General features: G+C 64.0%; 22 protein-coding genes. 12 read left to right on the top strand and 10 right to left on the bottom strand.

Going from position 1 to position 22943, the window contains the following annotated elements; genetic code table 11:
* Positions 1–60: 60 nt before the first annotated feature.
* Positions 61–1131: a diguanylate cyclase gene (locus tag D1Y85_RS18445; RefSeq protein WP_124152519.1), complete on the top strand. Its 1071-nt coding sequence runs from the start codon at positions 61–63 to the stop codon at positions 1129–1131.
* Positions 1132–1237: 106 nt separating this feature from the next.
* Here the strand turns inward: D1Y85_RS18445 and D1Y85_RS18440 are convergent, their stop codons facing one another.
* Positions 1238–2260 (bottom strand): SDR family NAD(P)-dependent oxidoreductase, encoded by a 1023-nt coding sequence (locus D1Y85_RS18440; protein ID WP_246024966.1) that lies wholly within the window; start codon positions 2258–2260, stop codon positions 1238–1240.
* A gap of 98 nt (positions 2261–2358) precedes the next feature.
* Here D1Y85_RS18440 and D1Y85_RS18435 point away from each other — a divergent pair, with 98 nt between their 5' ends.
* Positions 2359–3252 (top strand): LysR family transcriptional regulator, encoded by an 894-nt coding sequence (locus D1Y85_RS18435; protein WP_124152517.1) that lies wholly within the window; start codon positions 2359–2361, stop codon positions 3250–3252.
* A gap of 180 nt (positions 3253–3432) precedes the next feature.
* On the opposite strand, the gene D1Y85_RS18430 is transcribed toward D1Y85_RS18435, so the two are convergent.
* Complete coding sequence (locus tag D1Y85_RS18430; protein WP_124152516.1) at positions 3433–4104, bottom strand: Vgb family protein; 672 nt, start codon at positions 4102–4104, stop codon at positions 3433–3435.
* A complete protein-coding gene (locus D1Y85_RS18425) occupies positions 4101–5333 on the bottom strand; it encodes a helix-turn-helix domain-containing protein (protein WP_124152515.1) in 1233 nt (410 codons plus the stop codon). The genes D1Y85_RS18430 and D1Y85_RS18425 overlap by 4 nt, the downstream gene beginning before the upstream one ends.
* Positions 5334–5460: 127 nt before the next feature.
* Between D1Y85_RS18425 and D1Y85_RS18420 the strand changes: the two genes are divergently transcribed.
* From D1Y85_RS18420 to D1Y85_RS18405, 4 genes are all read left to right on the top strand, one after another.
* Positions 5461–6228: a DUF899 domain-containing protein gene (locus D1Y85_RS18420; RefSeq protein WP_124152514.1), complete on the top strand. Its 768-nt coding sequence runs from the start codon at positions 5461–5463 to the stop codon at positions 6226–6228.
* 3 nt (positions 6229–6231) lie between these two features.
* Complete coding sequence (locus tag D1Y85_RS18415; protein ID WP_124152513.1) at positions 6232–7047, top strand: DUF2182 domain-containing protein; 816 nt, start codon at positions 6232–6234, stop codon at positions 7045–7047.
* A gap of 122 nt (positions 7048–7169) precedes the next feature.
* Positions 7170–8273, top strand: coding sequence for a GGDEF domain-containing protein (locus tag D1Y85_RS18410; RefSeq protein ID WP_124152512.1), 1104 nt, complete (start codon positions 7170–7172; stop codon positions 8271–8273).
* 166 nt (positions 8274–8439) lie between these two features.
* Positions 8440–8778, top strand: coding sequence for a carboxymuconolactone decarboxylase family protein (locus tag D1Y85_RS18405; RefSeq protein WP_124152563.1), 339 nt, complete (start codon positions 8440–8442; stop codon positions 8776–8778).
* Positions 8779–8969: 191 nt separating this feature from the next.
* On the opposite strand, the gene D1Y85_RS18400 is transcribed toward D1Y85_RS18405, so the two are convergent.
* The 3 genes from D1Y85_RS18400 to D1Y85_RS18390 all read right to left on the bottom strand — a co-directional run bounded on the left by D1Y85_RS18400 (position 8970) and on the right by D1Y85_RS18390 (position 10913).
* A complete protein-coding gene (locus D1Y85_RS18400; RefSeq protein WP_124152511.1) occupies positions 8970–9299 on the bottom strand; it encodes a DUF2322 family protein in 330 nt (109 codons plus the stop codon).
* A 64-nt stretch (positions 9300–9363) separates the two neighbouring features.
* Entirely contained in the window at positions 9364–10011 is a 648-nt protein-coding gene (locus D1Y85_RS18395; RefSeq protein ID WP_124152510.1) for a glutathione S-transferase family protein, read from the bottom strand.
* A 389-nt stretch (positions 10012–10400) separates the two neighbouring features.
* Positions 10401–10913, bottom strand: coding sequence for a MarR family winged helix-turn-helix transcriptional regulator (locus tag D1Y85_RS18390; RefSeq protein ID WP_425466948.1), 513 nt, complete (start codon positions 10911–10913; stop codon positions 10401–10403).
* 138 nt (positions 10914–11051) lie between these two features.
* Between D1Y85_RS18390 and badH the strand changes: the two genes are divergently transcribed.
* The 4 genes from badH to aliA all read left to right on the top strand — a co-directional run bounded on the left by badH (position 11052) and on the right by aliA (position 15555).
* Positions 11052–11819 carry a 2-hydroxycyclohexanecarboxyl-CoA dehydrogenase gene (gene badH / locus D1Y85_RS18385; protein WP_124152509.1) on the top strand — a complete coding sequence of 256 codons (768 nt, stop codon included), beginning with the start codon at positions 11052–11054 and terminating at the stop codon, positions 11817–11819.
* Between the two features lie 28 nt (positions 11820–11847).
* Complete coding sequence (badI, locus tag D1Y85_RS18380) at positions 11848–12630, top strand: 2-ketocyclohexanecarboxyl-CoA hydrolase (protein WP_124152508.1); 783 nt, start codon at positions 11848–11850, stop codon at positions 12628–12630.
* A 70-nt stretch (positions 12631–12700) separates the two neighbouring features.
* Positions 12701–13852, top strand: a complete 1152-nt coding sequence (aliB, locus tag D1Y85_RS18375; protein ID WP_124152507.1) for a cyclohexanecarboxyl-CoA dehydrogenase — start codon at positions 12701–12703, stop codon at positions 13850–13852.
* Between the two features lie 44 nt (positions 13853–13896).
* The gene (aliA, locus tag D1Y85_RS18370; protein ID WP_124152506.1) at positions 13897–15555 is read left to right on the top strand and encodes a cyclohexanecarboxylate-CoA ligase; all 1659 of its coding nucleotides are present in this window, start codon (positions 13897–13899) and stop codon (positions 15553–15555) included.
* 138 nt (positions 15556–15693) lie between these two features.
* Here aliA and D1Y85_RS18365 read toward each other — a convergent pair whose 3' ends face one another.
* The 4 genes from D1Y85_RS18365 to D1Y85_RS18350 all read right to left on the bottom strand — a co-directional run bounded on the left by D1Y85_RS18365 (position 15694) and on the right by D1Y85_RS18350 (position 20296).
* Positions 15694–17451, bottom strand: a complete 1758-nt coding sequence (locus D1Y85_RS18365) for a methyl-accepting chemotaxis protein (protein ID WP_124152505.1) — start codon at positions 17449–17451, stop codon at positions 15694–15696.
* 245 nt (positions 17452–17696) lie between these two features.
* On the bottom strand, positions 17697–19409 hold the full coding sequence (locus D1Y85_RS18360; protein ID WP_124152504.1) for an IlvD/Edd family dehydratase: 1713 nt from the start codon (positions 19407–19409) through the stop codon (positions 17697–17699).
* A 51-nt stretch (positions 19410–19460) separates the two neighbouring features.
* Complete coding sequence (locus D1Y85_RS18355) at positions 19461–19649, bottom strand: GntR family transcriptional regulator (protein WP_124152503.1); 189 nt, start codon at positions 19647–19649, stop codon at positions 19461–19463.
* A gap of 245 nt (positions 19650–19894) precedes the next feature.
* The gene (locus D1Y85_RS18350) at positions 19895–20296 is read right to left on the bottom strand and encodes a hypothetical protein (RefSeq protein WP_124152502.1); all 402 of its coding nucleotides are present in this window, start codon (positions 20294–20296) and stop codon (positions 19895–19897) included.
* A gap of 366 nt (positions 20297–20662) precedes the next feature.
* Here D1Y85_RS18350 and D1Y85_RS18345 point away from each other — a divergent pair, with 366 nt between their 5' ends.
* The gene (locus D1Y85_RS18345; protein WP_124152501.1) at positions 20663–22282 is read left to right on the top strand and encodes a c-type cytochrome; all 1620 of its coding nucleotides are present in this window, start codon (positions 20663–20665) and stop codon (positions 22280–22282) included.
* A complete protein-coding gene (locus tag D1Y85_RS18340; RefSeq protein ID WP_124152500.1) occupies positions 22282–22938 on the top strand; it encodes a TorD/DmsD family molecular chaperone in 657 nt (218 codons plus the stop codon). Before D1Y85_RS18345 ends, D1Y85_RS18340 begins: the two co-directional genes overlap by 1 nt.
* Positions 22939–22943 lie beyond the last annotated feature (5 nt).

Genomic DNA, 22943 nt, shown 5'->3' with positions numbered 1-22943 from the left:
CAATATGGTCTATCCCAAAATACCCTCGTCCGGCGCAGCGCGACCGGCCTCAAAACAATAATGAACGCTGCAGCGAATCAAGAATCCGGCAAGGGAAGGCGTTTCGTCGAACGCGTCTACCGGTTGCGGGTCGCAGGGTGCGGCCTGGGGATCTTCTGTGTAGCTTCGGTGTTCGCGCAGCAGGGTCGCGGCTATGTGCTGTGGGCGCTGCTGATATTTCACTGTTTCGTGTGGCCGCACGTGGCGCGCCGTGCCGCGCTCGCCAGCGCGGTGCCGTATCGCGGCGAGCTCGTCAACCTCTTGATCGACTCGGCATTCGGCGGCTTCTGGGTTGCCGCGATGCGCTTTAACGTGCTTCCGTCCGTGCTGATCCTCACGATGCTCAGTATGGACAACATCGCGGCTGGCGGCTTGATGCTCTTCACCTGGGGCGTGGTTGCGCACGTTGTTGGGCTCGCGGCGGGGCTGCTCCTGCTCGGCTTTGCCTTCGAGCCGATGTCGCGCATGCCGACCATTCTCGCCTGCCTGCCGTTCATGGTGATCTATCCGATCGCGCTCGGCTGGTCCACTTACCGGATCTCGCGCAAGCTCGCACAGCAGACTCGCGCGCTCGAGCGCCTGAGCCGCACCGACGGCCTGACCGGCATCCTCAATCGCCGCACGTGGGAGGGCGTACTCGCCGACGAATTCGAGCGCAGCCGCGCGAGCGGCTATGCGTCATCGCTGTTGCTCGTCGATCTCGATCATTTCAAGCACCTCAACGACACGCGCGGCCATACGGCAGGCGATGCCGCGCTGCAGGCGTTCGCCGGGATACTGCGCGAGCACTTTCGCGACGGCGGCCACATCGGCCGCTACGGGGGGGAGGAGTTCGGCGTCGTGCTGCCGGGCGCGACGCTGGCGCAGGCACGGGTCGTCGCCGAGCGGCTGGTCGCGACGGTGCGCGAGTATGCGTCGATGGACGACGCGGTGTGTCCGTGCACGGCCAGTGTCGGCGTGGCGCAGTGCGACCAGGCCATGCGCGATCACATCTCATGGCTGCAGAAGGCCGACACGAGTCTCTACGCCGCGAAAGTGGGCGGGCGCGATCGCGTGGTCGTGGCGCACGCGTCGCCGGTCGCGGATGCTTGAGCGTATTGGCTCGCGCATGTGAGCCGCGCGGCCAGCGCGACGGTATGCACAGGCACACGCAGGCACCGCTGAAGCCGCCTTCTTTGACCGGCTGGCGCGCGCAAGACTATTTCCCCTGAAGCGTTGGAGCGACGCCCTCGGGCGATCCGAGGCAGCCGAGGCTCGCCAGCGTTGTTTCGACCGCCGCGTCGAGCGCGGTGTGCGGTTCACGGCCCAGCGTTGCGACGAGCCGCGCGTTATCGAGCTGGACCGGTTCGCGCCACAGGTAGCGCATTTCGAGCATTTCTCGCAGCGTCGTCACAAAGGGCGCGGCGGCGAACACGAGGGGCCACGGAAAGCGGCGCTGCGCGACTTCCAGACCGTGGCGGTGTGCCACCCGGGAAATCGCCGCGGCCATTTGCGTGCCATCGGCGTCCCAGTGGCCGGCCAGGTGAAACGTCGCGAACGGCGCCAGCGTCGCGCGTCGCGCGATCAATTCGACCATCGTGCGCGCGACGTCCGGCACGTAGGCCCATTCATGCCCCACGCCGGGCTTTCCAGGCAGCCGGACCACGCGAAGCGGTTTGCCCGCTTCGATCAGCCCCTGCGAAAACCAGCTATTGCCCACCATGTGCGGGCCGAAAAAATCGCCTGCGCGCACGATGATCGTTCGCACGCCGTGGTCCGCGGCGGCCTGCAATTGCCGCTCCATTTCGACGCGGATGGCGCCCTTTCGCGTGCGCGGCCGTTGTGGCGAGTCTTCACGCAAAAGCGGAAACGCATCCGGCCCATAGTTGTACACGGTGCCGGGGAACACGACAGTCGCGCCTGCCGCCTGCGCCGCCGCGATTGTGTTGCCGAGCATGGGCAGCACGAGTTGCGGCCAGCGGCGGTAGCCCGGCGGATTCACGGCGTGGACGATCACCGTGCAATCCTGCGCGGCGCGCACGACCGCTTCGCGATCCATGGCGTCGCCCTCGTGCCATTCGATGCTGTCGCCCGTCTTCGCTACCTTCCCGGGATGCCGATGCAGCGCGCGCACCCGCCATCCCGCGTCCAGCAACTGACGCGCGACTTCGCCGCCGATTCCACCCGTCGCGCCGAGTACCAGCGCCAGTTTGTCCGTCGTTTGAAGAGAAGTGAGTGCCACGTCGAGTCTCCGGTTGAAATGCTTCGATGGGGGCATTCTGCGCTTCTGGCGGCACACAAGAAATTGGCGAAATGACGACATCGGCTATACATTTATGTATGGCCTCGAATCTCAACTGGGAACTCTACCGGACCTTCCTCGCCGTGCTGACGGAAGGCTCACTGTCGGGTGCCGCGCGTGCGCTCGGCATCACGCAGCCCACGGCGGGGCGGCATGTCGAGGCGCTCGAAGCGGCGTTCGGGCAACCGCTTTTCACGCGATCGCAGACCGGCTTGCTGCCCACCGAAGCGGCGAGCGCACTGCGCGGCTACGCCGAGGCGATGCGCAGCACGGCGGCGGCGCTGGAGCGCGCGGCGGCGGGCCACGGCGCGGCGGCGCGCGGCGTGGTGCGCATTTCCGCGAGCGAAGTCATCAGCGTGGAGGTGTTGCCGCCCGTGATCGCGCAGTTGCGGCGCGCACATCCGGGGCTCGTCGTCGAACTGGTGGCGACCAATCGCATGCAGGATCTGCTGCAACGGGAGGTCGATATCGCGGTTCGCATGACGCAGCCGAAACAGGAAATGCTGATTGCGAAGCGTATCGGCTCAGTGGAGGTGGGTCTCTTCGCGCGCGACGATTACCTCGCGGAACGCGGCACGCCGTCGACCGTCGACGACCTCGCGGCCCACGCGCTGATCGGTTTCGACGAGGCAACACCGTACCTGCGCGACGCGACGAAGCAATTTCCACTCTGGCGTCGTGACGCGTTCGCGATACGCACCAGCAGCGATGTCGCGCAACTCGCGATGATCCGCGCTGGGTGTGGCATCGGCTTTTGCCAGGCAGGCGTGGCGCGGCGCGATTCACGGCTCGTTCGCGTGCTGGCGAAGCCGTGCTCGGTGGGTCTCGACACGTGGATCACCATGCACGAGGACTTGCGCAGCAATCCGCGTTGCAGGGCGGCGTTCGACGCGCTGGCGCAAGGGTTGGGTGCTTATATCGCGGGTGGTTGATCGAGGGTTCGTCTGCGGCGCGTGGACATAGCCCGTTGACGTTCGACCCGCGGTATTCGGCCAACCGGAAATAACCGGCTATGTCCACGCGCCGGGCGACATCTTCAACCGATGCAGAGAGCAGCAACGGTCATCGCTCTCACTATCGCAACGTACTGCAACGTATCGCAACGCGCAGGCTCACTCCGTCGTCGAATCGGCGTTCGCAACCACCGCTTCACGCGCCGGCTTCCGCACGGCCCGCACCTTGCCGCTATCGCCGCCGCCGCAGTAGAACCGGTCGCGACCATCGGATTCGAGTCCCGATACGCCCATGCCTGTGGGCATGACGACTTGTTCGAGCACCTCGCCTGTGCCGGGGTCGATGTGGCGCAACTCGCTCTCCTGATTCTCCCAGGTGCCGTGCCAGAGTTCGCCGTTCACCCAGGTGACACCCGTAACGAACCGGTTCGATTCGATCGTGCGCAGAATCGCCCCGGTTTGCGGATCGAGTTGATGGATCTTGCGTTCCTGGTAGCGGCCTACCCAGAGGCTGCCTTCCGCCCATGCGAGCCCGCTGTTGCCGCCGCCTTCGGGCGACGGAATCGTCGCAACGACTCGCCCGCTCGCAGGATCGATCTTCAGGATGGCCGCACCGTCGATCTGATAGAGATGCTGGCCATCGAAGGCCGTGCCCGCGTGCGACGGCGCCTCGATCGAGCGCACGGTCTCGCCGCTTGCCGGGTCGAGTGCGTTCACCTTGTCGCCCGACGCGAACCATACGTGATGGCCGTCGTACGTGACGCCATTGACTTTGTCGATGCCCGCGAACGGGCCGTATTCGCGGACGACTTCCGCGGCTACTGGCTTCATGGTGAATCCTCGTCGATTGGGAGGGAGGAGGGGAGTAACAAAGTCGTCGCGAATCCGGGCGCGGGCGGGGTGGTCCAGCGGCGCGCGCGTCCGCGGCCGAACGACTGGATCTTGCTCTTTGCCGCCAGTGCATCGAGGGCGCGCTGAACGGTGCGCTGGCTCGCGCCCAGCGCGAGCGCAAGCGACGAACTCGACCACGACTCGCCGTCGGCGAGCAGCGCGAGCACGGCTGCGTGCGGCTCTTCGATCGGGCGCGCCAGCACCACGATCCTGCGCGCGACGTTGGGCGTCATCGTGAAGCCGCGATTCGTCGCGTGGATGCCCGCAAGCGGGCGCAGCGCCGTGCGCAGTCGGCCCATCTCCACGCGCAGTCGCGCGCGATGCGTTTCGTCCGCGTGCTTCGTGCGAAACGCGCGCTCGATGAGCGCGTCGCGCGGTGCATCGGCGGGCCACGCTTCGGCTAGCGCGCGGGCGAGCACGAAGAGCACCGGGCGGCGCGCGAGCGCGATCACAGTGCCAGCTTCGCGCACAGCATGGCGGCACGCATCCACGACGAACGTCTTCGACATCAGCAGCGCTTCAACTTCGTCGAGCAGCAGCGTTCGTTCCGTACCGTTCGCCAGTAGACGCGCCGCAGGCGCGTTCAGGACCGCGCTCACACTGTCGACCTCGGCGAGGAGCGCGGGGATGGCCGCGCGGCGTGCGGCCTGCGCGGCCCGCGCGAGCGCGGTGCGGGCCGCCTGCGTCTGGAGGCGGCGTATGGCGATGCCGGCGATGGCCAGTTCGTGGGCGGCCGCAAGCGCGGACGGCAAAGCGGTGGAATCGATCGCGGCAAGGTGGTCCTCGGCGGCGTCGAGACGGCCGATCAGCACGAGACGCCGGACCTCCAGTTGTCGCGCATGCGCGGCGTTCGCGAGGTCGCCGTGCATCTCCAGCGTCGTGCGCGCGGCATCGAGCGCGTGCTGTGGCCAGCCGAGGTCGCGCGAGGCAAGTGCGATCTCGGCTTCGGCGACGACGCAGCGCGCGCGGGAAACAGGCGCTTTCGGGCCGAATGCGCGCGCGGCCTGGCGCACTAGCGTGCGAGCGCGTTCGAAGTCGCCGAGCTGCGCCATCGCGATGCCGCGTAGCGCGAGCGCAGGCGCATCGTCGCGCAGTGCGACGCGGTTCAGCGCGCCGAACGGATCACCGGCCGCAAGCGCGCGCGCGGCGGCCGAGATGTGAGAGTCCATTGGAATCCCGCCACACTTGTCACTCCCCGGGTTGGAGGCCGGCAACTAATCTAGCACACGAGCACCGGCGCGCTTGCCCGTCTCGCGGGCCGGACGTTTCGACGATGACCATCGCAAGGAGGGAAGCATGAGCACGAAACATACGACCGGGACGCGCGAACAATGGCTGGCGGCGCGCCTCGAACTGCTGGCCGCCGAAAAGGCGCTGACGCATCGCAGCGACGAAGTCGCGCTGCAGCGCCAGGCATTGCCGTGGGTGCGTATCGACAAGACCTATCGCTTCGACACCGACGACGGACCCGCGACCCTCGCCGATCTCTTCAAGGGCCGCTCGCAACTGCTCGTCTATCACTTCATGTTCGGGCCGGATTACAAGGCGGGCTGCCCGTCGTGCTCGTCGATTGCGGACGGCTTCAACGGCGTCTTCGTTCACCTCGCGAATCACGATGTCACGCTGATGGCCGTGTCCCGCGCGCCGCTCGCGAAACTGCTGGCTTACCGGCAGCGCATGGGGTGGGCGTTTCCGTGGGCGTCTTCCTCTGAGAGCGATTTCAACTTCGATTTCAACGTGTCGTTCTCGGAGGTTCAGGAGCGCGAGGGCAGCGTCGAATACAACTACCGGCGCGGCGGTCACGCGATGGATATGACGCCCGTCCCCAAGCCCGTCGAGGAGTTCGCCGCCAGTTGCGGGACGGATGGTCAGACCTACCGGCGCGACCGGCCCGGCATCAGCGCGTTCGTGATGGAGGACGGTGAGATCTATCACACGTATTCGGCCTACGCGCGCGGCGTGGACGCCATCTGGGGCATGTATCAGTGGCTCGATCGCGCGCCGCTCGGGCGTAACGAGACGGGCATCTGGTGGCAACGCCACGACGAGTACGCCGTTCGGTGACGCATGATGCGCGCCCAGCCCATCACCGAGGCCTGCGTGCGCATGCGAAAGCGCGTGCGCGCAGGCGCCTGGATCGGCGTCGCCGCGCTGCTGTTCTGCGTGGCCACGACGCTGACGATCGCGATCTGCACGTCGATGTCGTCGAAGGGCGGCATGCCGATGCCGGGCGGCTGGACGATGTCGATGGCCTGGGCGCGCCTGTGCGGTCAAACCTGGCCTGGCGCCGCGGCTTCGTTCATCGCCATGTGGTCCGCGATGATGGTCGCGATGATGCTGCCCGCGCTCTCGCGTTACCTCGCGGCAGCGTCGGGGCAGGCGCAGGCGCGTGCGGGATGGTTCGTGCTGCAGGTGGCGCTGGGCTACTTCGCGGTGTGGGTCGCGCTGGGCGTGGCGCTGTATCCGGTGGGCGCCTGTCTGGCCGCGCTGGCGTTATGCGTCAGCGCTTTCTCGCGCGCCGTTCCCGTCATGGCGGGCGTGATCGTGCTGCTGGCTGGCGCGTTTCAGTTGAGCAGCGTGAAGGCGCGTTTTCTGGCGTGCTGCCGCGCGGCGGCGCCGCAAAGCTTTGCGCGGTACGCCCCCATGGGGCTGGCGTTGCGCCACGGCGCGCGGCTTGGATGGCATTGCGTCGGCTGCTGCGCGGGGCTCACGGCGATGGTGCTCGTAATCGGCGTCATGGATCTGCGTGCCATGGCGTTTGCCGCCGCCGCGATCAGCGGCGAGCGTTACGCGCGCAATGGCGCGCGCGTGGCGCGGGTCGTCGGCGGTTGCCTCCTGGCAGCGGGTGGGGTCCTGCTCGCGAAGGCTGGCGGTTTAGCATGAGGGCGTTGTCGTGCGCAGTCGATGCGGTTCGTCGCGAATGTACGGTCATGCCGCGCACAAAAAGCCTAAATCGCGGCGCATAACGGTCGTTATCCTGTGTATTGTCCCTCGCCGAGAGATCCGTGACCGAGCCGAACACCCTGTCCAAGCGTCTGCGCAAGCTGATCGATACCGTCCAGCATAACGAGCGCACCCTCCAGCGCTTTCAGGAGATCGAAGTCCGCCTCATCAGCGTCGACGATTTCGCCGCGCTGCTCGACACCCTCGTGACCGATCTCGCGCGGGCGTTCGACCTCTCGGTCGTGACCCTCTGGCTCGACGCGCGCGTACCGTATGTCGGCGAACTGCTGCACGGCGACTCCGCTCCCGTGGCCGACTCTCGCCACTTGCGCGGCGGCCACGCCGACGAACGCGGTCTGGTGCTGCCCGGCGAGACCGGCGCGCCGTGGCTCGGCCAGCCCACGGATCTGCCGCCCGCGTTGCGCGCCGAGTTCTTCGACCCCGTCGATGAGCCGCGAAGCGCCGCTATCCTGCCGATCGAAAGCGGCGCGGGCGTGTGCGCTTATCTGTGCCTCGGCAGCGCGGACGCCGGCCGCTTCACTGCCGACATGGCCACGGATTTGCTGAAACGCTTCGCGATCTTCGTGAGCGCGGGGCTCGTGAATGTCGTGCATCGCCAGCGGCTCAGGCGCCAGGGCGTGACCGACGCGCTGACCGCACTCCCTAACCGTCGCTATTTCGACGCGCGGCTGCGCGAGGAAATCCAGCGTGCAGCGCGTGTGGCGGAGCCGGTAGCGTGTCTTTTCATCGATATCGATCTGTTCAGGCAGTTCAACGACACCTTCGGTCACGACGCGGGCGACCGCGCGCTCATGGCCGTCGGTTCCTGCATCCGGCGCACGGTGCGGCAGGGCGAAACGGTTGCGCGCTATGGTGGCGAGGAGCTCGTCGCGCTCGTGCAGGGTGACACGCGCCGGGCCTGCATCGCGGCGGAACGCGTGCGTGCTGCCGTGGAAGCGCTCGTGATCCACGACGACCGAGGCGCGCCGTTGCACCTGACGGTTTCGATCGGTGTGGCCGCGCGGGCCATAAAGCAGATCAGCACTGACACGTCCGTCACGGCGAATGCGCTGATCGAGGCCGCCGATCGCGCGATGCAACTTGCCAAATCCAGCGGGCGCAACCGCGTCGAGGCGCACCGCGAGGATGCGGGCGCCGTGGTTTGAGCCGCGCCGCCGCGGCTCAGGCCGGCGTGACCTCTCCTATACTTTCTCCCGACTGGTCCATTCGAAGGCTTCCGGCCCCGCTGCGGACGCAAGAAGGTTCGTGATCGTCCCGCGAGGCATTGCGCCTCGATTCGTCCGGCACTAATCCACCGGGAGAAATAGCATGATGCTCGACTGGGACGACTACCTTCAGCAATTGAAGACCACGATCGGCGAGATCGGAAAGCTCAGCCCGAAGACCCTCCACGGTTATCAGGAACTGGCGACCGCAGGCAGCGCAACCGGCCAGCTCGATCCGAAGATACGCGAGCTGATTTCGCTGGCAGTAGCAGTGACACTGCGCTGCGACGGCTGCATCACCACTCACACGAGCGCTGCGATCAAGCATGGTGCGACGCGCGAGGAAATCGCGGAGGCGCTCGGCGTGGCCATTTCAGTGAATGCGGGTGCGGCGCTTGTGTACTCCGCGCGTGTCATGGACGCGTATGCGCAGAAGACCGCGTGACATATCGCCGGGCGTCGCCGTCTGGCGGGGCGCGATCCAGACGCGACAGCAGTAGCCGGGCTGGTGTGATTTTTATTGAGGATCGCTGATTATAAAGCTGTGCGTGAGCAAGGTGAGAGAGTGGGGCATGCCGCTAGCGACGCGGATCGGTCAGCACCGGACCGCGTCGCGCCAAACAGACCTGAGTGCTATCAGGCCGTGATGACGTCGATGCGCAAGGCTTCGGCGCCCGCGACGATAGCGAGCAGGCGGTCGACGTTGGGATGTGCGCCGGGGCGGTTACGGGCGTCGACGGTGTGCTCGGCGAATACGGCAAGACCATGCTCGGCGGCGCGTGCGTCGAGCGTGCCGAACGTCTGCTTCAGATAATGGTAGACGGCGAGTGAACCTTGCTTGCCCGGCTGGTTTTCGATGGTTGCCACCACCGCGCCTTGCCCGTCAACGAGATCGATGCGCTCGATACCCGCGATGGTGGGCAGTTGGGCCAGATTGTCCTTGAATACAGTGCCTGGTTGAATCATTCAAATCACTTCGTTAGTTGGGGGAAATGGATCGGCCGGAAGCCGACTGGATGCAGCAACGGACTCACACCAACGGCTGAGCGATGCCCTCGGTCTTGAATGCACGCGCGACGGCCGGGCGTTCGAGCATACGCTGCAGATACGCGCCAAGCCGCGGCCACGTCCGCGCCGGACGATGAAGGCCGCGCGTCCACCGGCAAAGCATCAGCGCGTAGGGATCGAGCGCGGTATAAGGCTCGCCGAGCAGCCACGGGCCGCCTGACGTTTCCAGCTGCGCCTCAAGCTGATCGATCAGCGTGGCGATCTTCGCTTCGGCGTGGGCCTGGACCTGCCGGGCGCCATCGGCGTTTCCGGCTTCGACCCAGCGGTCCGGGTAGAAATAGAGGATCAACGTAGCCTGCAGCGTGTTCGTGAGCCACATGAGCCATTTGTAGAATTCAGCGCGTTGCGGCGTGCCCAGAGCGGGGACGAGGGCACGCCCGGGATGCGTATCGGCGAGATGCAGACAGATCGCGGCCGATTCGTAGAGAACGAGGTCGCCGTCGACGAGCGCTGGAATCAGGCCGTTCGGATTCAGCTTCCGGTATTCGGCGGATTTGTGCTCGTCTTTCATGCGATCGACGAGCTTCAGTTCGAAAGGCCGCCCGATTTCTTCGAGCAGGATGTGGGGGGCCATGCTCGCGGTGCTGGGGTAATAGAACAGCGTTGTCATTGAGGTTTTACTCTGGGTCGGTAAAAGTGGCTTCGAACGCAATGCATCCGCATATTATTGCAGGAAGGCATCGCGAATCGTATGTCGTTGCGTAGGTATGCCAGACCGTAACCGGTTGGCGTGATGCGCCGGGAACGCAAAACCGGTCCTGTTTTTACGGCATTTTTTCTTGTGGCGGCCTGGTGCGTACCCTGGACTCCAGTCACAGGGAGGACCGGAGAAACCGTCTTGAAACGTCGCGCAGCGGCGCCTGGCCAACACTGTGCGCGTGCGGACCAGCCTGCCGTCGTCACGCCAATATGGCAACAAACTACGATTGCCGCTACTCCTGACCAATCGATAACGCAATCGGGCGCCAGCTCGTCGTGACGCAGCAGCTCAGTGGCGTCTCAATCGTCTTCTTCTTCGTTCCTGGTGCGCGTTGCTTCATCGATGCGCTTCATGTTGTCCAGCAGTTTGAGCAGGTAATGCAGCGCGTGTGTGACGTCGTCGATCGAGAAGTCGGTGAGCACGTCGTCATAGTACGCATTGATCTTCGGTATTGCCTGTTGCTGCCAGAGCTGCCGTCCCGAGGTGCTCATACGCACAAGTCGCGAGCGGCGGTCGCGCTCGTCCGCAGCGGTCGTCAGATGCCCGTCGCGCTCCATGCGACTGATCAACCCCGATAGATTCTGCCGGCTCACCATCAGGTAGCGCGCCAGGTCTCCGACGCTCATGCCGGCCGCGCTTTCCTCGCGCGAGAGCGCGCCGAGTACCGCCCATTGCTGGGTGGTCAGGCCTTCATCTTCTACAGCTCGCGTACCGGTTTTATGCAGCATATTGCTGCATTGATACAGTTTGAAGAACAGCCGGTTAGCGAGGTCGAGCTTCACCGAATTTGCATTGTTTCTCGAATTTGCCACGGGTTATCCCTGGTTAAATAGTCCTTGATGCACCGGCGGCGCAGTGCCTAGTATACGTCAATATGTTGACGTAAATTGATCGTGGGGTGCAAGGTCGTTGAATCCCCAATATACCCTGACATAACGCGGAGACACATCATGGGAAAGCTGACGGGCAAAACGGTCATCGTGACTGGCGGCGGCGGTGGGATAGGCGGTGCAACGTGTCACCGCTTCGCGGCCGAGGGTGCAAAGGTTGCGATTTTCGATCTCTCGATCGATGCGGCAACCAAGGTGCGTGAGGCAATTCGTGCCGTCGGTGGTACCGCAGAGGCGATCCGCTGCGACATCACCAACCGTGCCGAGGTCGATGCGGCGGTAGCCGAGACCGAAAGCAGGCTCGGCCCGATCGACGTGCTGGTGAACAACGCGGGCTGGGACGTATTCCGGCCGTTCGTGAAGACCGAGCCGTCCCAATGGGACAAGCTGATCGCGATTAACCTGACCGGCGCGCTGCATATGCATCACGCGGTGCTGCCGGGGATGGCGGCGCGCAGGAGCGGCCGTATCGTCAATATCGCTTCGGATGCGGCGCGTGTGGGGTCGTCGGGTGAAGCGGTATATGCAGCGTGCAAGGGCGGCCTGGTGTCGTTCTCGAAGACCATTGCGCGTGAGCACGCCCGCCACGGCATCACGGTCAACGTGGTGTGCCCGGGCCCGACCGACACGGCGCTGTTCGCCGAATACAAGGAAGGCGCGGGTAATCCGGAAAAGCTCATGGAAGCGTTTCAACGTTCGATTCCGCTTGGCCGTATCGGTCAGCCTGACGACCTGCCGGGCGCCGTGGTGTTTTTCGCCAGCGATGACGCGGGCTATATCACCGGACAGGTGTTGAGCGTGTCGGGCGGTTTGACGATGGCAGGCTAAGTACTCCAGATCAATGCAAGGAAGCGAGATGAACTACGAAGACATTCGGTATGAAGTGCGAAATGGCGCGGCCTGGATCACGATTAATCGTCCGGAGAAGATGAATGCGTTTCGTGGCCAGACCTGTGACGAACTGATTCACGCGATCACCAGGGCTGGCTACTCGCGAGAAGTCGGCGTGATCGTACTTGCAGGCGCTGGCGAGAAGGCGTTCTGTACGGGTGGGGACCAGAGTGCGCACACAGGCCAGTACGACGGGCGCGGCACCATCGGGCTGCCGATGGAAGAGTTGCACAACGCGATCCGCGACGTGCCCAAACCCGTGATCGCGCGCGTCCAGGGTTACGCGGTCGGTGGCGGCAACGTGCTGTGCACGATCTGCGATTTCACGATCGCATCGGAAAAAGCCGTGTTTGGTCAGGTCGGCCCGAAGGTCGGTTCGGTCGATCCGGGCTTCGGCACGGCCTTTCTTGCCCGCGTGGTCGGCGAGAAGAAGGCCCGCGAAATCTGGTATCTGTGCCGGCGTTATCCGGCGTCCGAAGCACTCGCGATGGGGCTCGTGAACGCGGTCGTTCCGCACGATCAACTCGACGTTGAAGTGCAGAAGTGGTGCGACGAAATCATGGAGAAGAGCCCGACCGCCATCGCGATCGCCAAACGCTCTTTCAACATGGACACCGCACATCAGGCCGGCATCGCCGGCATGGGCATGTACGCGCTCAAGCTCTATTACGACACCGAGGAGTCGAAGGAAGGCGTGAAAGCCTTCCAGGAGAAACGCAAGCCCGAATTCCGCAAGTACGCGAAGTAATTACGCTCTCTCCGAAGTCCGTGCCGGCTCCCACCGGGTGGGAAGCGGTTCATCACCTGGGAACACAATCGTGAATCCATATCTCGACGAAGACTTGATGGCGCTCGGCGAGCATGCCCGCCGCTTTGCCCGGGAAGTGGTTGCGCCGGGCTTTCTCGAGCGCGACAAGACGCGCGTGCTCGACCGCGCGATCATGCGCCAGATGGGTGAAATGGGCTTTATCACGCCCGAACTACCGGAACAGTTCGGCGGTCAGGGGCTGGGTTGTCTCGCAGCCGGCGTGATTCATGAGGAAATCGCGCGTGCGGACTTGAGCCTGTCGTATATCAACCTGCTGGCTTCGCTCAATGGCCAGATTCTTGCGCACCACGCCCGCCCCGAAGTCGCGAAACCCTGGCTCGAACGCCTGACCAAGGGTGACGCACTCTTCGCGATTGCGCTGACCGAGCCGCGCGGCGGTTCCGACGCGGCCAATCTGCGCCTGAAGATGGAGCGCGTGGGTAACGAATACGTCCTGAACGGCGAAAAGACCTCGATCTCGGCCGCCGATCAGGCTGACGCTGCGGTGGTGTTCGCTCGCAGCGGCACAGTCGAAGAAGGCGCGCGCGGCGTTTCCGCACTGCTCGTGCCGATGGACCTGCCCGGCATCACGCGCAATCGTTTCGACTGCCATGGCCAGCGCGCCATCGGTCGCGGATCGATTTTCTTCGAGAACGTGCGCGTGCCGGTCGACCATCTGCTCGGCGAGGAAGGCAAGGGATTCGTGCAGGTGATGCAGGGCTTCGATTTCTCACGTGCGCTGATCGGCCTGCAAGTGCTGGCCGTCGCCAAGGTCAGCCTCGAGGAAACGTGGGAATACGTGGCGCAGCGAGAAGCGTTCGGCAAGCCACTGTCGGCGTTCCAGGGCGTCTCGCACCCGCTCGCCGAGTACGAAACCCAGGTCGAGGCCGCGCGCCTGATGTGTCTGCAGACGCTCTGGCTCAAGGATCGCCATCTGCCGCACACGGCCGAAGCCGCCATGTGCAAGTGGTGGGGACCCAAGCTGGCGTATGACGTGATTCATCAATGCCTGCTGTCGTTCGGTCATGGCGGCTATGACCGGGGCGTGATGGAACAGCGTCTGCGCGATGTACTCGGTTTCCAGATCGGCGATGGCACGGCACAGATCATGAAGACCATCATCGCGCGCACCAACGCCGGCCGCGATGCCGTACCGGCCTGATCCCGACTGCCTCGAAGCCTCAATAAAAATCCTGGAGACATGGCATGAAGTTCGATCCCGTACTGATCGGGCCTCGCCGCGCGCAGAGTATCGCAAAGGGCTGGTGGCCGGACCGCACGATCAATGACGCGCTGGACGAGGCGCTCGCGCAATGCCCTGACCAGATCGCGTTGACCGCTGTCTGCGCCGACAACGGCGCGCGCACGCAGTTCACGTATCGCGAGATGGCGCGCATGGCGGACCGCATCGCGGTCGGCCTGGCGCGGCTCGGTGTGGGTCGTGACGACGTGGTGTCCATGCAGTTGCCCAACTGCTGGCAGTTCTCGCTGCTGTATCTGGCGTGCTCGCGCATCGGCGCGGTCGTCAACCCGCTGATGCCGATCTTTCGTGAGCGCGAACTGACGTTCATGCTCACACACGCAAGCAGCAAGGTGATGATTGTCCAGAAGCGCTACCGCAATTTCGACTACGAAGCGATGCTTGACGGTTTGCGCGAGCAGTTGCCCGATCTCGAACACCTGGTGGTAATCGGCGCCGGGCAGGATGGACGCCCGGCGCCGCACAGCTTCGAGGCCTTGCTCTCCGATCCCGGCTGGGAAACCGCGCCCGACGCGCAGGCTGTCCTGACCGCCGCGCGGCCCGGCCCGGATGCGGTCACGCAACTGCTCTACACCTCGGGTACGACCGGTGAGCCCAAGGGCGTGATGCACACCGCGAACACGCTGATGGCGAACATCGTTCCCTACGCGCCGGCGATGCGCCTGACCCCGGCCGACGTGATCCTCATGGCCTCGCCGATGGCGCACCAGACCGGCTTCATGTACGGACTGATGATGCCGATCATGCTGCGTGCCCGCGTGGTGCTACAGGACGTCTGGGATCCGGCGCTAGCGATGCGCCTGATCAACGACGAACGTGTCACGTTCACGATGGCCTCGACTGCGTTCCTGACTGACCTGGCGGCGACCGTGTCGGAGCAGCGCAGCGGCGTACCGACCCTGCGCACTTTCGTGTGCGCGGGTGCGCCGATTCCGGGGCCGCTGGTCGAGCGCGCGTGTGCCGCGCTGGGCGCCAAGGTTGTATCGGCGTGGGGCATGACCGAAATGGGCGCGGTGACGCTGACCGGCCTCGACGATCCCGACGAGCGTTCGTTCAACACCGACGGCACCCCGCTGCCCGGCACCGAACTGAAGGTGCTCGACAACGACGATCGACTTGCCGCGCCCGGCGTGATCGGCCGTTTGCTTGTGCGCACCAGCTCGGGATTCGCCGGCTACCTGAACCGTCCGCACCTGAACAATGTCGATGCCGAGGGCTGGTTCGACACCGGCGATATGGCCTACGTCGACGCAAGCGGCTATCTGCGTATCGCAGGCCGCAATAAGGACATGATTATCCGTGGCGGCGAAAACATTCCGGTGGTCGAGATCGAGGCCCTGCTATTTCGCCATCCGCAGATCAGCGACGTCGCGATCGTCGCCTATCCGGACCCGCGGCTCGGCGAGCGTGCCTGCGCGGTGGTGGTGCAAAAGCCGGGCGCAAACCTCGATATGCCTGCCGTCGTCGAGTTCCTGAAAATGAACAAGGTGGCTTTGCAGTACATCCCCGAGCGTTTGCTCGTTATCGACTCGATGCCGAAAACGCCTTCGGGCAAGGTCCAGAAATTCCGGCTTCGCGAGATCGTTCGCGATGGCAAGGACTGAGGTTCAGTCCAGGGTCGCATTACTCGATTCCCGGGCATTTCGCCCGGTGTCTGGCGCCAATGTCGGTAACTGGCCCCGGCTCGATGCGTGGTCGCTCGAACCGGGGCAGCCAACGTTTGCTGCCTCGCGCAGGAAACGTTAGAAGGTCTCCCAGTCGCTCGATGCCGATGCGGGGGAGGGCGCGGGAGCCGGAGCAACCGGTGCTTGCGTCTGACGCGGGCTGGCTGCTGCTGCGCTCGCCTTTGGTTTAAGCTGCGGTTCGCGCGACGCCATCGGCTTAGCCGCGGGCTTGGCTGCGGTCCTCACCGGCTTCGCGGCAGCGGGTGCCGAAATCGCATTTCCGCCGCCGATCCGGAACACCGCCACCACTTCGCGCAAGCCCTGCGATTGCGCGGCCATCGCCTGCGCTGCCGCCGACGCCTGTTCGACCAGCGCCGCATTCTGCTGGGTCATCTCGTCCATCTGCGAGACAGCCTTGTTGACCTGCTCGATGCCCGAGTGCTGCTCTTCGGACGCCGCCGCGATTTCGCCCATCAGGTCCGCGACGCGTTTAGCCGACACCACGACCTGATCGATGGTCGTGCCTGCTTCGTCGACGAGCTTCGAGCCCTCCACGACCTGCGCGACCGACTGGCCGATCAGTTCCTTGATCTCCTTCGCGGCGCTGGCGCTGCGTTGCGCGAGGCTGCGGACCTCGGCGGCGACGACAGCGAAACCGCGTCCCTGATCGCCCGCACGCGCTGCTTCCACGGCGGCGTTGAGTGCGAGGATGTTGGTCTGGAAAGCGATTCCGTCGATCACGCCGATGATCTGCTCGACCCGTTCCGACGTGGACGAAATCTCGTGCATCGTGCTCACGACGCGGCGCACGACATCGCCGCCGCGTGCCGCGACTTCGGATGCGTTGACGGCCAGCGTGTTGCCCTGGCGCGCATTGTCGGTGTTGTGCTTCACCGTGGCGGTCAGCTCTTCCATGCTCGCGGCGGTCTCTTCGAGCGAGGCGGCTTGCTCTTCGGTGCGCGAGGAGAGGTCGAGGTTGCCGGTGGCGATTTCGTTGGAGCCGGTCGTGATCGACTCGGCGGACGTCTGGATGCGTCGCACCGTATCCACGAGTTGCTTCTGCATCTGGCCCATCGCGTAGAGGAGGCTGCCGTTGTCGCCGTTCGCGAGCTTCACCTGGGTGGTGAAGTCGCCAGAGGCGATGCGCGTGCAGATCTCGGTGGCGTAAGCGGGTTCGCCGCCGAGGCTCGTGCGGATGTTGCGGATCAGCCAGAGCATGCCGAGCGTGACCGCCACGCCGATAACCACCACGAGCGCCAGATTACGCATCAGCGCGCTGAGGAACGCGGCCTGAATGTCGTCGACATAGGCGCCCGTGAAGAGGTGCCAGCCCCAATCAGGAACGGTCTCGGCGTAAGTGATCTTGTCGACCGGGCTGCTGTTACCCGACTTGGGCCACACGTAGTGGCTAATGTGATCGCCGCCCGGCAACGAGCTCTTCACGATCTCGACGGCTACGTGCGTGCCTTCCGGGTCGACCATGTCGGCCTGGCTCTTGTTCTCGAGTTCGGGCTTGGGCGGGATCAGCACGCCCATGTACTGCGAATCGTAAATGCCGAAGTATCCGCTCTGGTCAGCGCCATAGCGCATTCCGCGCAGCGTGGCGATGGCCTGGCGCTTTGCGTCGTCGGCGGAGAGCTGGCCGGACGCGGCCTGCTTCTGATAGAAGGTCACCACGCCCATGGCAGTCTCGGTCTGCTGTGCGAGCATGTCCTGGCGCTCGCTCCACAGGCTCTGGCGCGTCATGATCGCGTCCGCGACGACCAGAACGACCAGCGAGATCCACAACAGGGCGACGATGCTCCAAGCCTTTTGATTTAACGATGTACGTTTCACTTTCAGAATTCCTGGTCTCTTTCGCTACTCAAAATCCCATCCTGGCGGGTGGAATCCGCCAGGCCAATCTGCTTATCGGACGATCTGGAGCAATCTGAACCCTTTTTTTACGTTTGGCTGAGAATTTCTCTTGGAGCTAGACCTGGAAAGGGCTTGACAGATTTCTTCATCAAACTGACGCGTTGATCGGCCAGGCGCCGCGTGCGGCGCCTGGCGTGATGGGTCAGTGCGGGGTCAGTGCGGGGTCAGTGCGATTCGCGCGGCACCGGCGCGCCGCTGGCGCCCACGAGAAAGTCGAGGTCGGCGCCGTCGTTCGCCTGCAGGACGTGCTCGACATACAGGCGGTAATAGCCGCGCTCGGGCAGCTCGGGGGCCTTCCACGCGGCTCTGCGGCGGGCGAGTTCTTCGTCGGACACGTCCAGATGCAGACGGCGCGCATCGACGTCAAGCTCGATCATGTCGCCCGTGCGCACCAGCGCGAGCGGTCCGCCCGCCGCCGCTTCGGGGCAGACGTGCAGCACGGCGGCGCCGTAGGCGGTGCCGCTCATGCGGCCATCGGAGATGCGCACCATATCGGTGATGCCTTTCTGCAGGACCTTCTTCGGCAGCGGCATGTTGCCGACCTCGGCGAAGCCCGGATAGCCCTTCGGCCCCGCACCCTTGAGGACCATGACGCAGTGCTCGTCGATGTCGAGCGAATCGTCGTCGATCCTCTCGTGCAGTTCTTCGACGTTCTCGAACACCACGGCGCGGCCGCGATGACGCAGCAGCGCGGGCGTCGCCGCCGAGGGCTTGATGACCGCACCGTCCGGCGCGAGGTTGCCTTTGAGCACGGCAATGCCGGCGTGCGGCTTGAACGGACGCCCGAACGGCGTGATGACCTGTTCGTTATAATTTTCGGCATCCTGAACGTTTTCCCAGATCGTCCTGCCGTTGACGGTCAGCGCGTTGCGATGCAGCAGCCCTTGTTCGCCGAGTTGCCGCAACACGGCCGGCAATCCGCCCGCGTAATAGAAGTCTTCCATCAGATACTGGCCCGAGGGCTGGAGATTCACGAGGCACGGCACGTTCGTGCCCAATTCCCAGTCCTCGAGCGAAAGCGGTACGCCAATGCGCCGCGCGAGCGCGATCAGATGCACGACCGCATTCGTCGAGCCGCCGATCGCCGCATTCGTGCGGATCGCGTTTTCGAAGGCCTCGCGCGTGAGGATCTTCGTCATCGTGAGATCGTCGCGGACCATCTCGACGATGCGCCGCCCCGCGAGATGCGCGAGCACCTGGCGGCGCGCGTCGACGGCCGGAATCGCGGCGTTGTGCGGCAAGCCCATGCCGAGTGCTTCGACCATCGACGCCATCGTCGACGCTGTGCCCATCGTCATGCAATGCCCGCGCGAGCGGTTCATGCACGATTCGGCCTCGACGAACTCGACCTGTGTCATGGTGCCAGCGCGTACGGCTTCGGACATCTGCCACACGCCCGTTCCCGAGCCGATGTCGTGCCCGCGAAAACGCCCGTTGAGCATCGGTCCGCCGGAAACGGCAAGCGCCGGGAGGTTGCATGACGCGGCGCCCATCAAGAGTGCGGGCGTGGTCTTGTCACAGCCGACCAGCAGGATCACTCCATCGATGGGATTTCCGCGGATCGACTCCTCGACGTCCATCGACGCGAGGTTACGAAACAACATCGCCGTGGGCCGGAGGTTGGTCTCGCCGAGCGACATGACGGGAAATTCGAGCGGCAGGCCGCCCGCTTCGTGCACGCCCTTCTTCACGTATTCGGCCAGCTCGCGGAAATGCGCGTTGCACGGTGTGAGTTCCGACCACGTATTGCAGATGCCGATCACTGGGCGGCCGTCGAACGCGTCGTGCGGGATGCCCTGGTTCTTCATCCAGGAGCGGTGGATGAAGCCGTCCTTGTCGTTGCGGCCGAACCAGGCTTGCGAGCGAAGTTTGCGCATGATGTCTCCTCTGATCCCACGCCCGCCAGGGTGACGGTCGCACGTGGTGCTCTAGAGCCGCTCCACCTCGACCAGTCCGGGTGCCGCGAGTTTCTGGATCACCTCGCTTGCGGCCGTGCGGCTCACGCCGCGTGAACGGGCGAGTTCGATTTCATTGGGCAGCACGCCGCCGGGAACGCAAGCGAAGGACACGATGGAGCCGATCAGCTCCGGAACGATGGACTCGTGTAGCGTTCGCATGGGATCTGTTTTGACAGACTTAACCGGTGCGTACGTTTCAAAACTAGCACAGCGCCTCGTGCGTGTCGCGAAATGTGTCGAACGTCAATATGCGGTAGCGAATCTGGGCGTTACGTTCCGCTTTCTGTCGTTTTTCGCAACCAATAATGCCGGACGACGATTGGTCTGGCCCAGGCCATTGGATCAACGAGGGGTGCAAGGGCGACTTGAACGTAGCGATTTCGGCGTGGATTGACGTGCTCTGCTTACCCGAACAAACGCGTCCATACAGTGCGAATCCGGCGCCCCCGGTCCTCGAAGAGGTACGAGGCAGTGAGCGCAAACAAGCCTGACATAACGCCCGTCGCGATGTGTTCGAGAACATGAATGCGATAGTGACTCGCGTGGGAGTAGGCGTCGCCTACCACCGTCAGGCAGCCGACGACCAGTGCGTTGGCGTAGCGATTCGCGTACCACTTCGCCGCGGGTGTGAAGGTCAGCAGCACGGCCAGCACGCCGGTGAGCAGCCCGGTCTTGAACGCAATCGCCCAATGGGTAAGGCTCATGACGTTACCCCAGCTTCCCGGCATGCAGGTCATGCAGGCACTGGTTGGCTGCCAGAAACGCTGGATAAACAGTCTTATGCGGCGTTTCCATTCGCTTGCCATGACGGACTCCGCGAAAACGGCCTGAGATTCCGCTGAAATGATATATCGCGACCGCGCGCTAGCGTTGGAGCGCGGTAATGTCGCTCCCGTCGCAAGCAGCACCGGGAATGTCGTGGTTTCGGCGGCGAGGTTCTGTTAGTGCCCCGGGGTTCGCTATTAACGATCGGACGCTCCCGTCGGTTAGGTAACAGCGTGCCGAATAGGCCCAGCCCAGCGGCACGGACTCCAATCTAAATCCCGTCCACAGCTTTGAACGCAGGAATCTCCGCCGGGCCTTCATTGCGCCAGATGTTTCAGGTTGACAATGCCTTCAGGCAACCTAAGCTCGTTTAAACAGGCATCCTGCAAGCGATACCGGAGGCCAGTATGGCAATCCCGCGCAAGGCCGCATACCAGATCGTTGGCGGCGTGGTGCTGTTGGGTGTGCTGGGTTTCGTTGTACTGACTTCGCCCTGGACGTGGTCATTGACGCACCCCACTCCAACGCTACCCGGTTTGGCGGATGCAAATCTGAAGAACGGGCGCAACGTATTTCTGGCTGCGGATTGTGCAACCTGTCACATGACGCAACGCCAAAGCGATGACACCCTACTTGGCGGCGGACGAGCATTGGACACCGCGTTCGGGGTGTTCCATATGCCGAATATTTCGCCCGACAAAGAAACCGGTATCGGCAACTGGACACTCGAGCAGTTCGACCGCGCGCTGCGCGAAGGTGTGGGTCCCGGCGGGCTGGATGGCCGGAACCTGTATCCGGCCTTCCCGTATACCTCTTACCAGCGCCTGTCGGGTGAGGACGTACGCGATCTGTACGCCTACATCATGACGCTGAAACCGGTGAGCAATGCAGTCCCTGCACACGACCTTAAATTCCCCTTCAATATGCGTCGCGGGGTCGGTATGTGGCGCCTGCTGTATCTGGATGGTAAGCGCGGCGAAGTGGCCGCGGTTCCCGAGGGAGCAGATGCTGCTCAATACAAGCGCGGCGAGTACCTCGTTGAAGCGGCCGGCCATTGCGCTGAATGCCATTCGCCGCGGGCCTTCATGGGTAATGTGATATCGAGCCAGCGCTATGGCGGAGGACCCAATCCGGAAGGTACCGGTTATTTCCCGAACATCACACCGGACGAAGTTGGCATCGGATTCTGGTCGGCGGCGTCAATCGCCAATTATCTGCATACCGGCGTCAGCCCGATCGGACGGGCCGCTGATGGCGACATGGCCGATGTCATCAAAAATACCTCCCGCCTGCCTTTCAGTGATCTCCAGGCGATGGCGCTGTATCTCAAGCATGTTCCTGCGGTGGATCTGCGCGCGCCGGGGGTACCGGAGCCCAACCGCACCGATGCAGTGGTGATGCTCCCGAACGCCGTCGGGGGAAAACCAAACCTGCCGACCTCGCCGGAATCTGCGATCAGTGACGGCACCGAAGCCACAGTGGTTGCAGCGAAAAATATATGGTTGAACGAGGCCAACACGGGGGGATCAACTCCCGAGCAAGGCAAACTGTTGGGCGGGGCCCTGGTACGCGTAGCCAAGCGTGACGGTGACAAGGTACAGCTGGAGCTCAAGGGCTGGCAAATGGCGGATGCGCCCTCGGTCGTCTATCAGGCCAAGGGGCAACGCGTCATGATGGCCGTGCTGGCTGATGATGCAGCGCCTGCTCTCCAACGCGGCACCCCTGAAAAGGATGCCGATACCGGCCAGTCCTGGGTTCCTGTGGAAATCGCCGCCTGGTCGAGCGCCTCGGACCTGAACACCAGCCGCGAGGCGGTCTGGGACTACAGCCATACCACGTTCCAGAAAGCATGTTCCGCTTGCCACGTGCTGCCGCAGATGGATCACTTCACCGCGAATCAGTGGATCGGCACGTTGAAGGCGATGAAACGCTTCACTTCGTTCTCCGATGATCAGTATCGCCTGATACTGGTGTATTTGCAGAATCACTCAAAGGACCTCGACACCAGCAACGGGGAGCACCAGTAATGAGTGATGTAACGAATCGCAGCATTCCCGATACGCCGGATCTGGCCTTCGTGGCCGAGTGGTTGGCGCTGCAATTCATGGCGCCACCCGAAAAGGCTCGGCTTCACGCGATGCGTGGTGCTCAGGGGCAAGCCGCGCTGCACTGGATCGGGGTAGTCCTGGATCAGCAGGAAGCGGCGGAATCGATCTGTCTGGAGTTGACCCTTGGCACGACGGACGAAATCACTGTGACGCTGCAGCGTCGCTACACAGCCTTGTTCGAAGGCGTGTTTCGGCAACGCGGCGCGCCGCCCTATGCCAGCGTGTGGGATGGGACAGGGCGTCTGTTTGGCCCGGCGGTCGAGCGCATGCAGCATCTGCTGCGCGATCTGGATGTGCGTATGGCTCCGGACTGTACCGAGCCTGCGGACCATGTGGCGGTGCAGTTGGCGGCGTTGGCCGAGGCGCTGCGACAAAACAGGGTGGACACCATCCAGACGTTACATAGCGAGATGCGCGACTGGACTGGACGTTTTACGGCTGCACTGATCGCGACCGAGGGTTCCAGCTTCTATGGCAACGCTGCCCGATTCCTCAGCGCGCTGGTTGAGCAAATCGCGCCAGACCGCTTCGTGGCGGTCGATCGGGACATAGCGGCCGCGCCGGCACGAATCTGAGGGGA

It is taken from the genome of Paraburkholderia dinghuensis (assembly GCF_003837865.1).
GTDB lineage: Bacteria > Pseudomonadota > Gammaproteobacteria > Burkholderiales > Burkholderiaceae > Paraburkholderia > Paraburkholderia dinghuensis.
The sequence above is the reverse complement of the archived record's forward strand: the minus strand, read 5'-3'. Positions and strand labels throughout refer to the sequence as shown.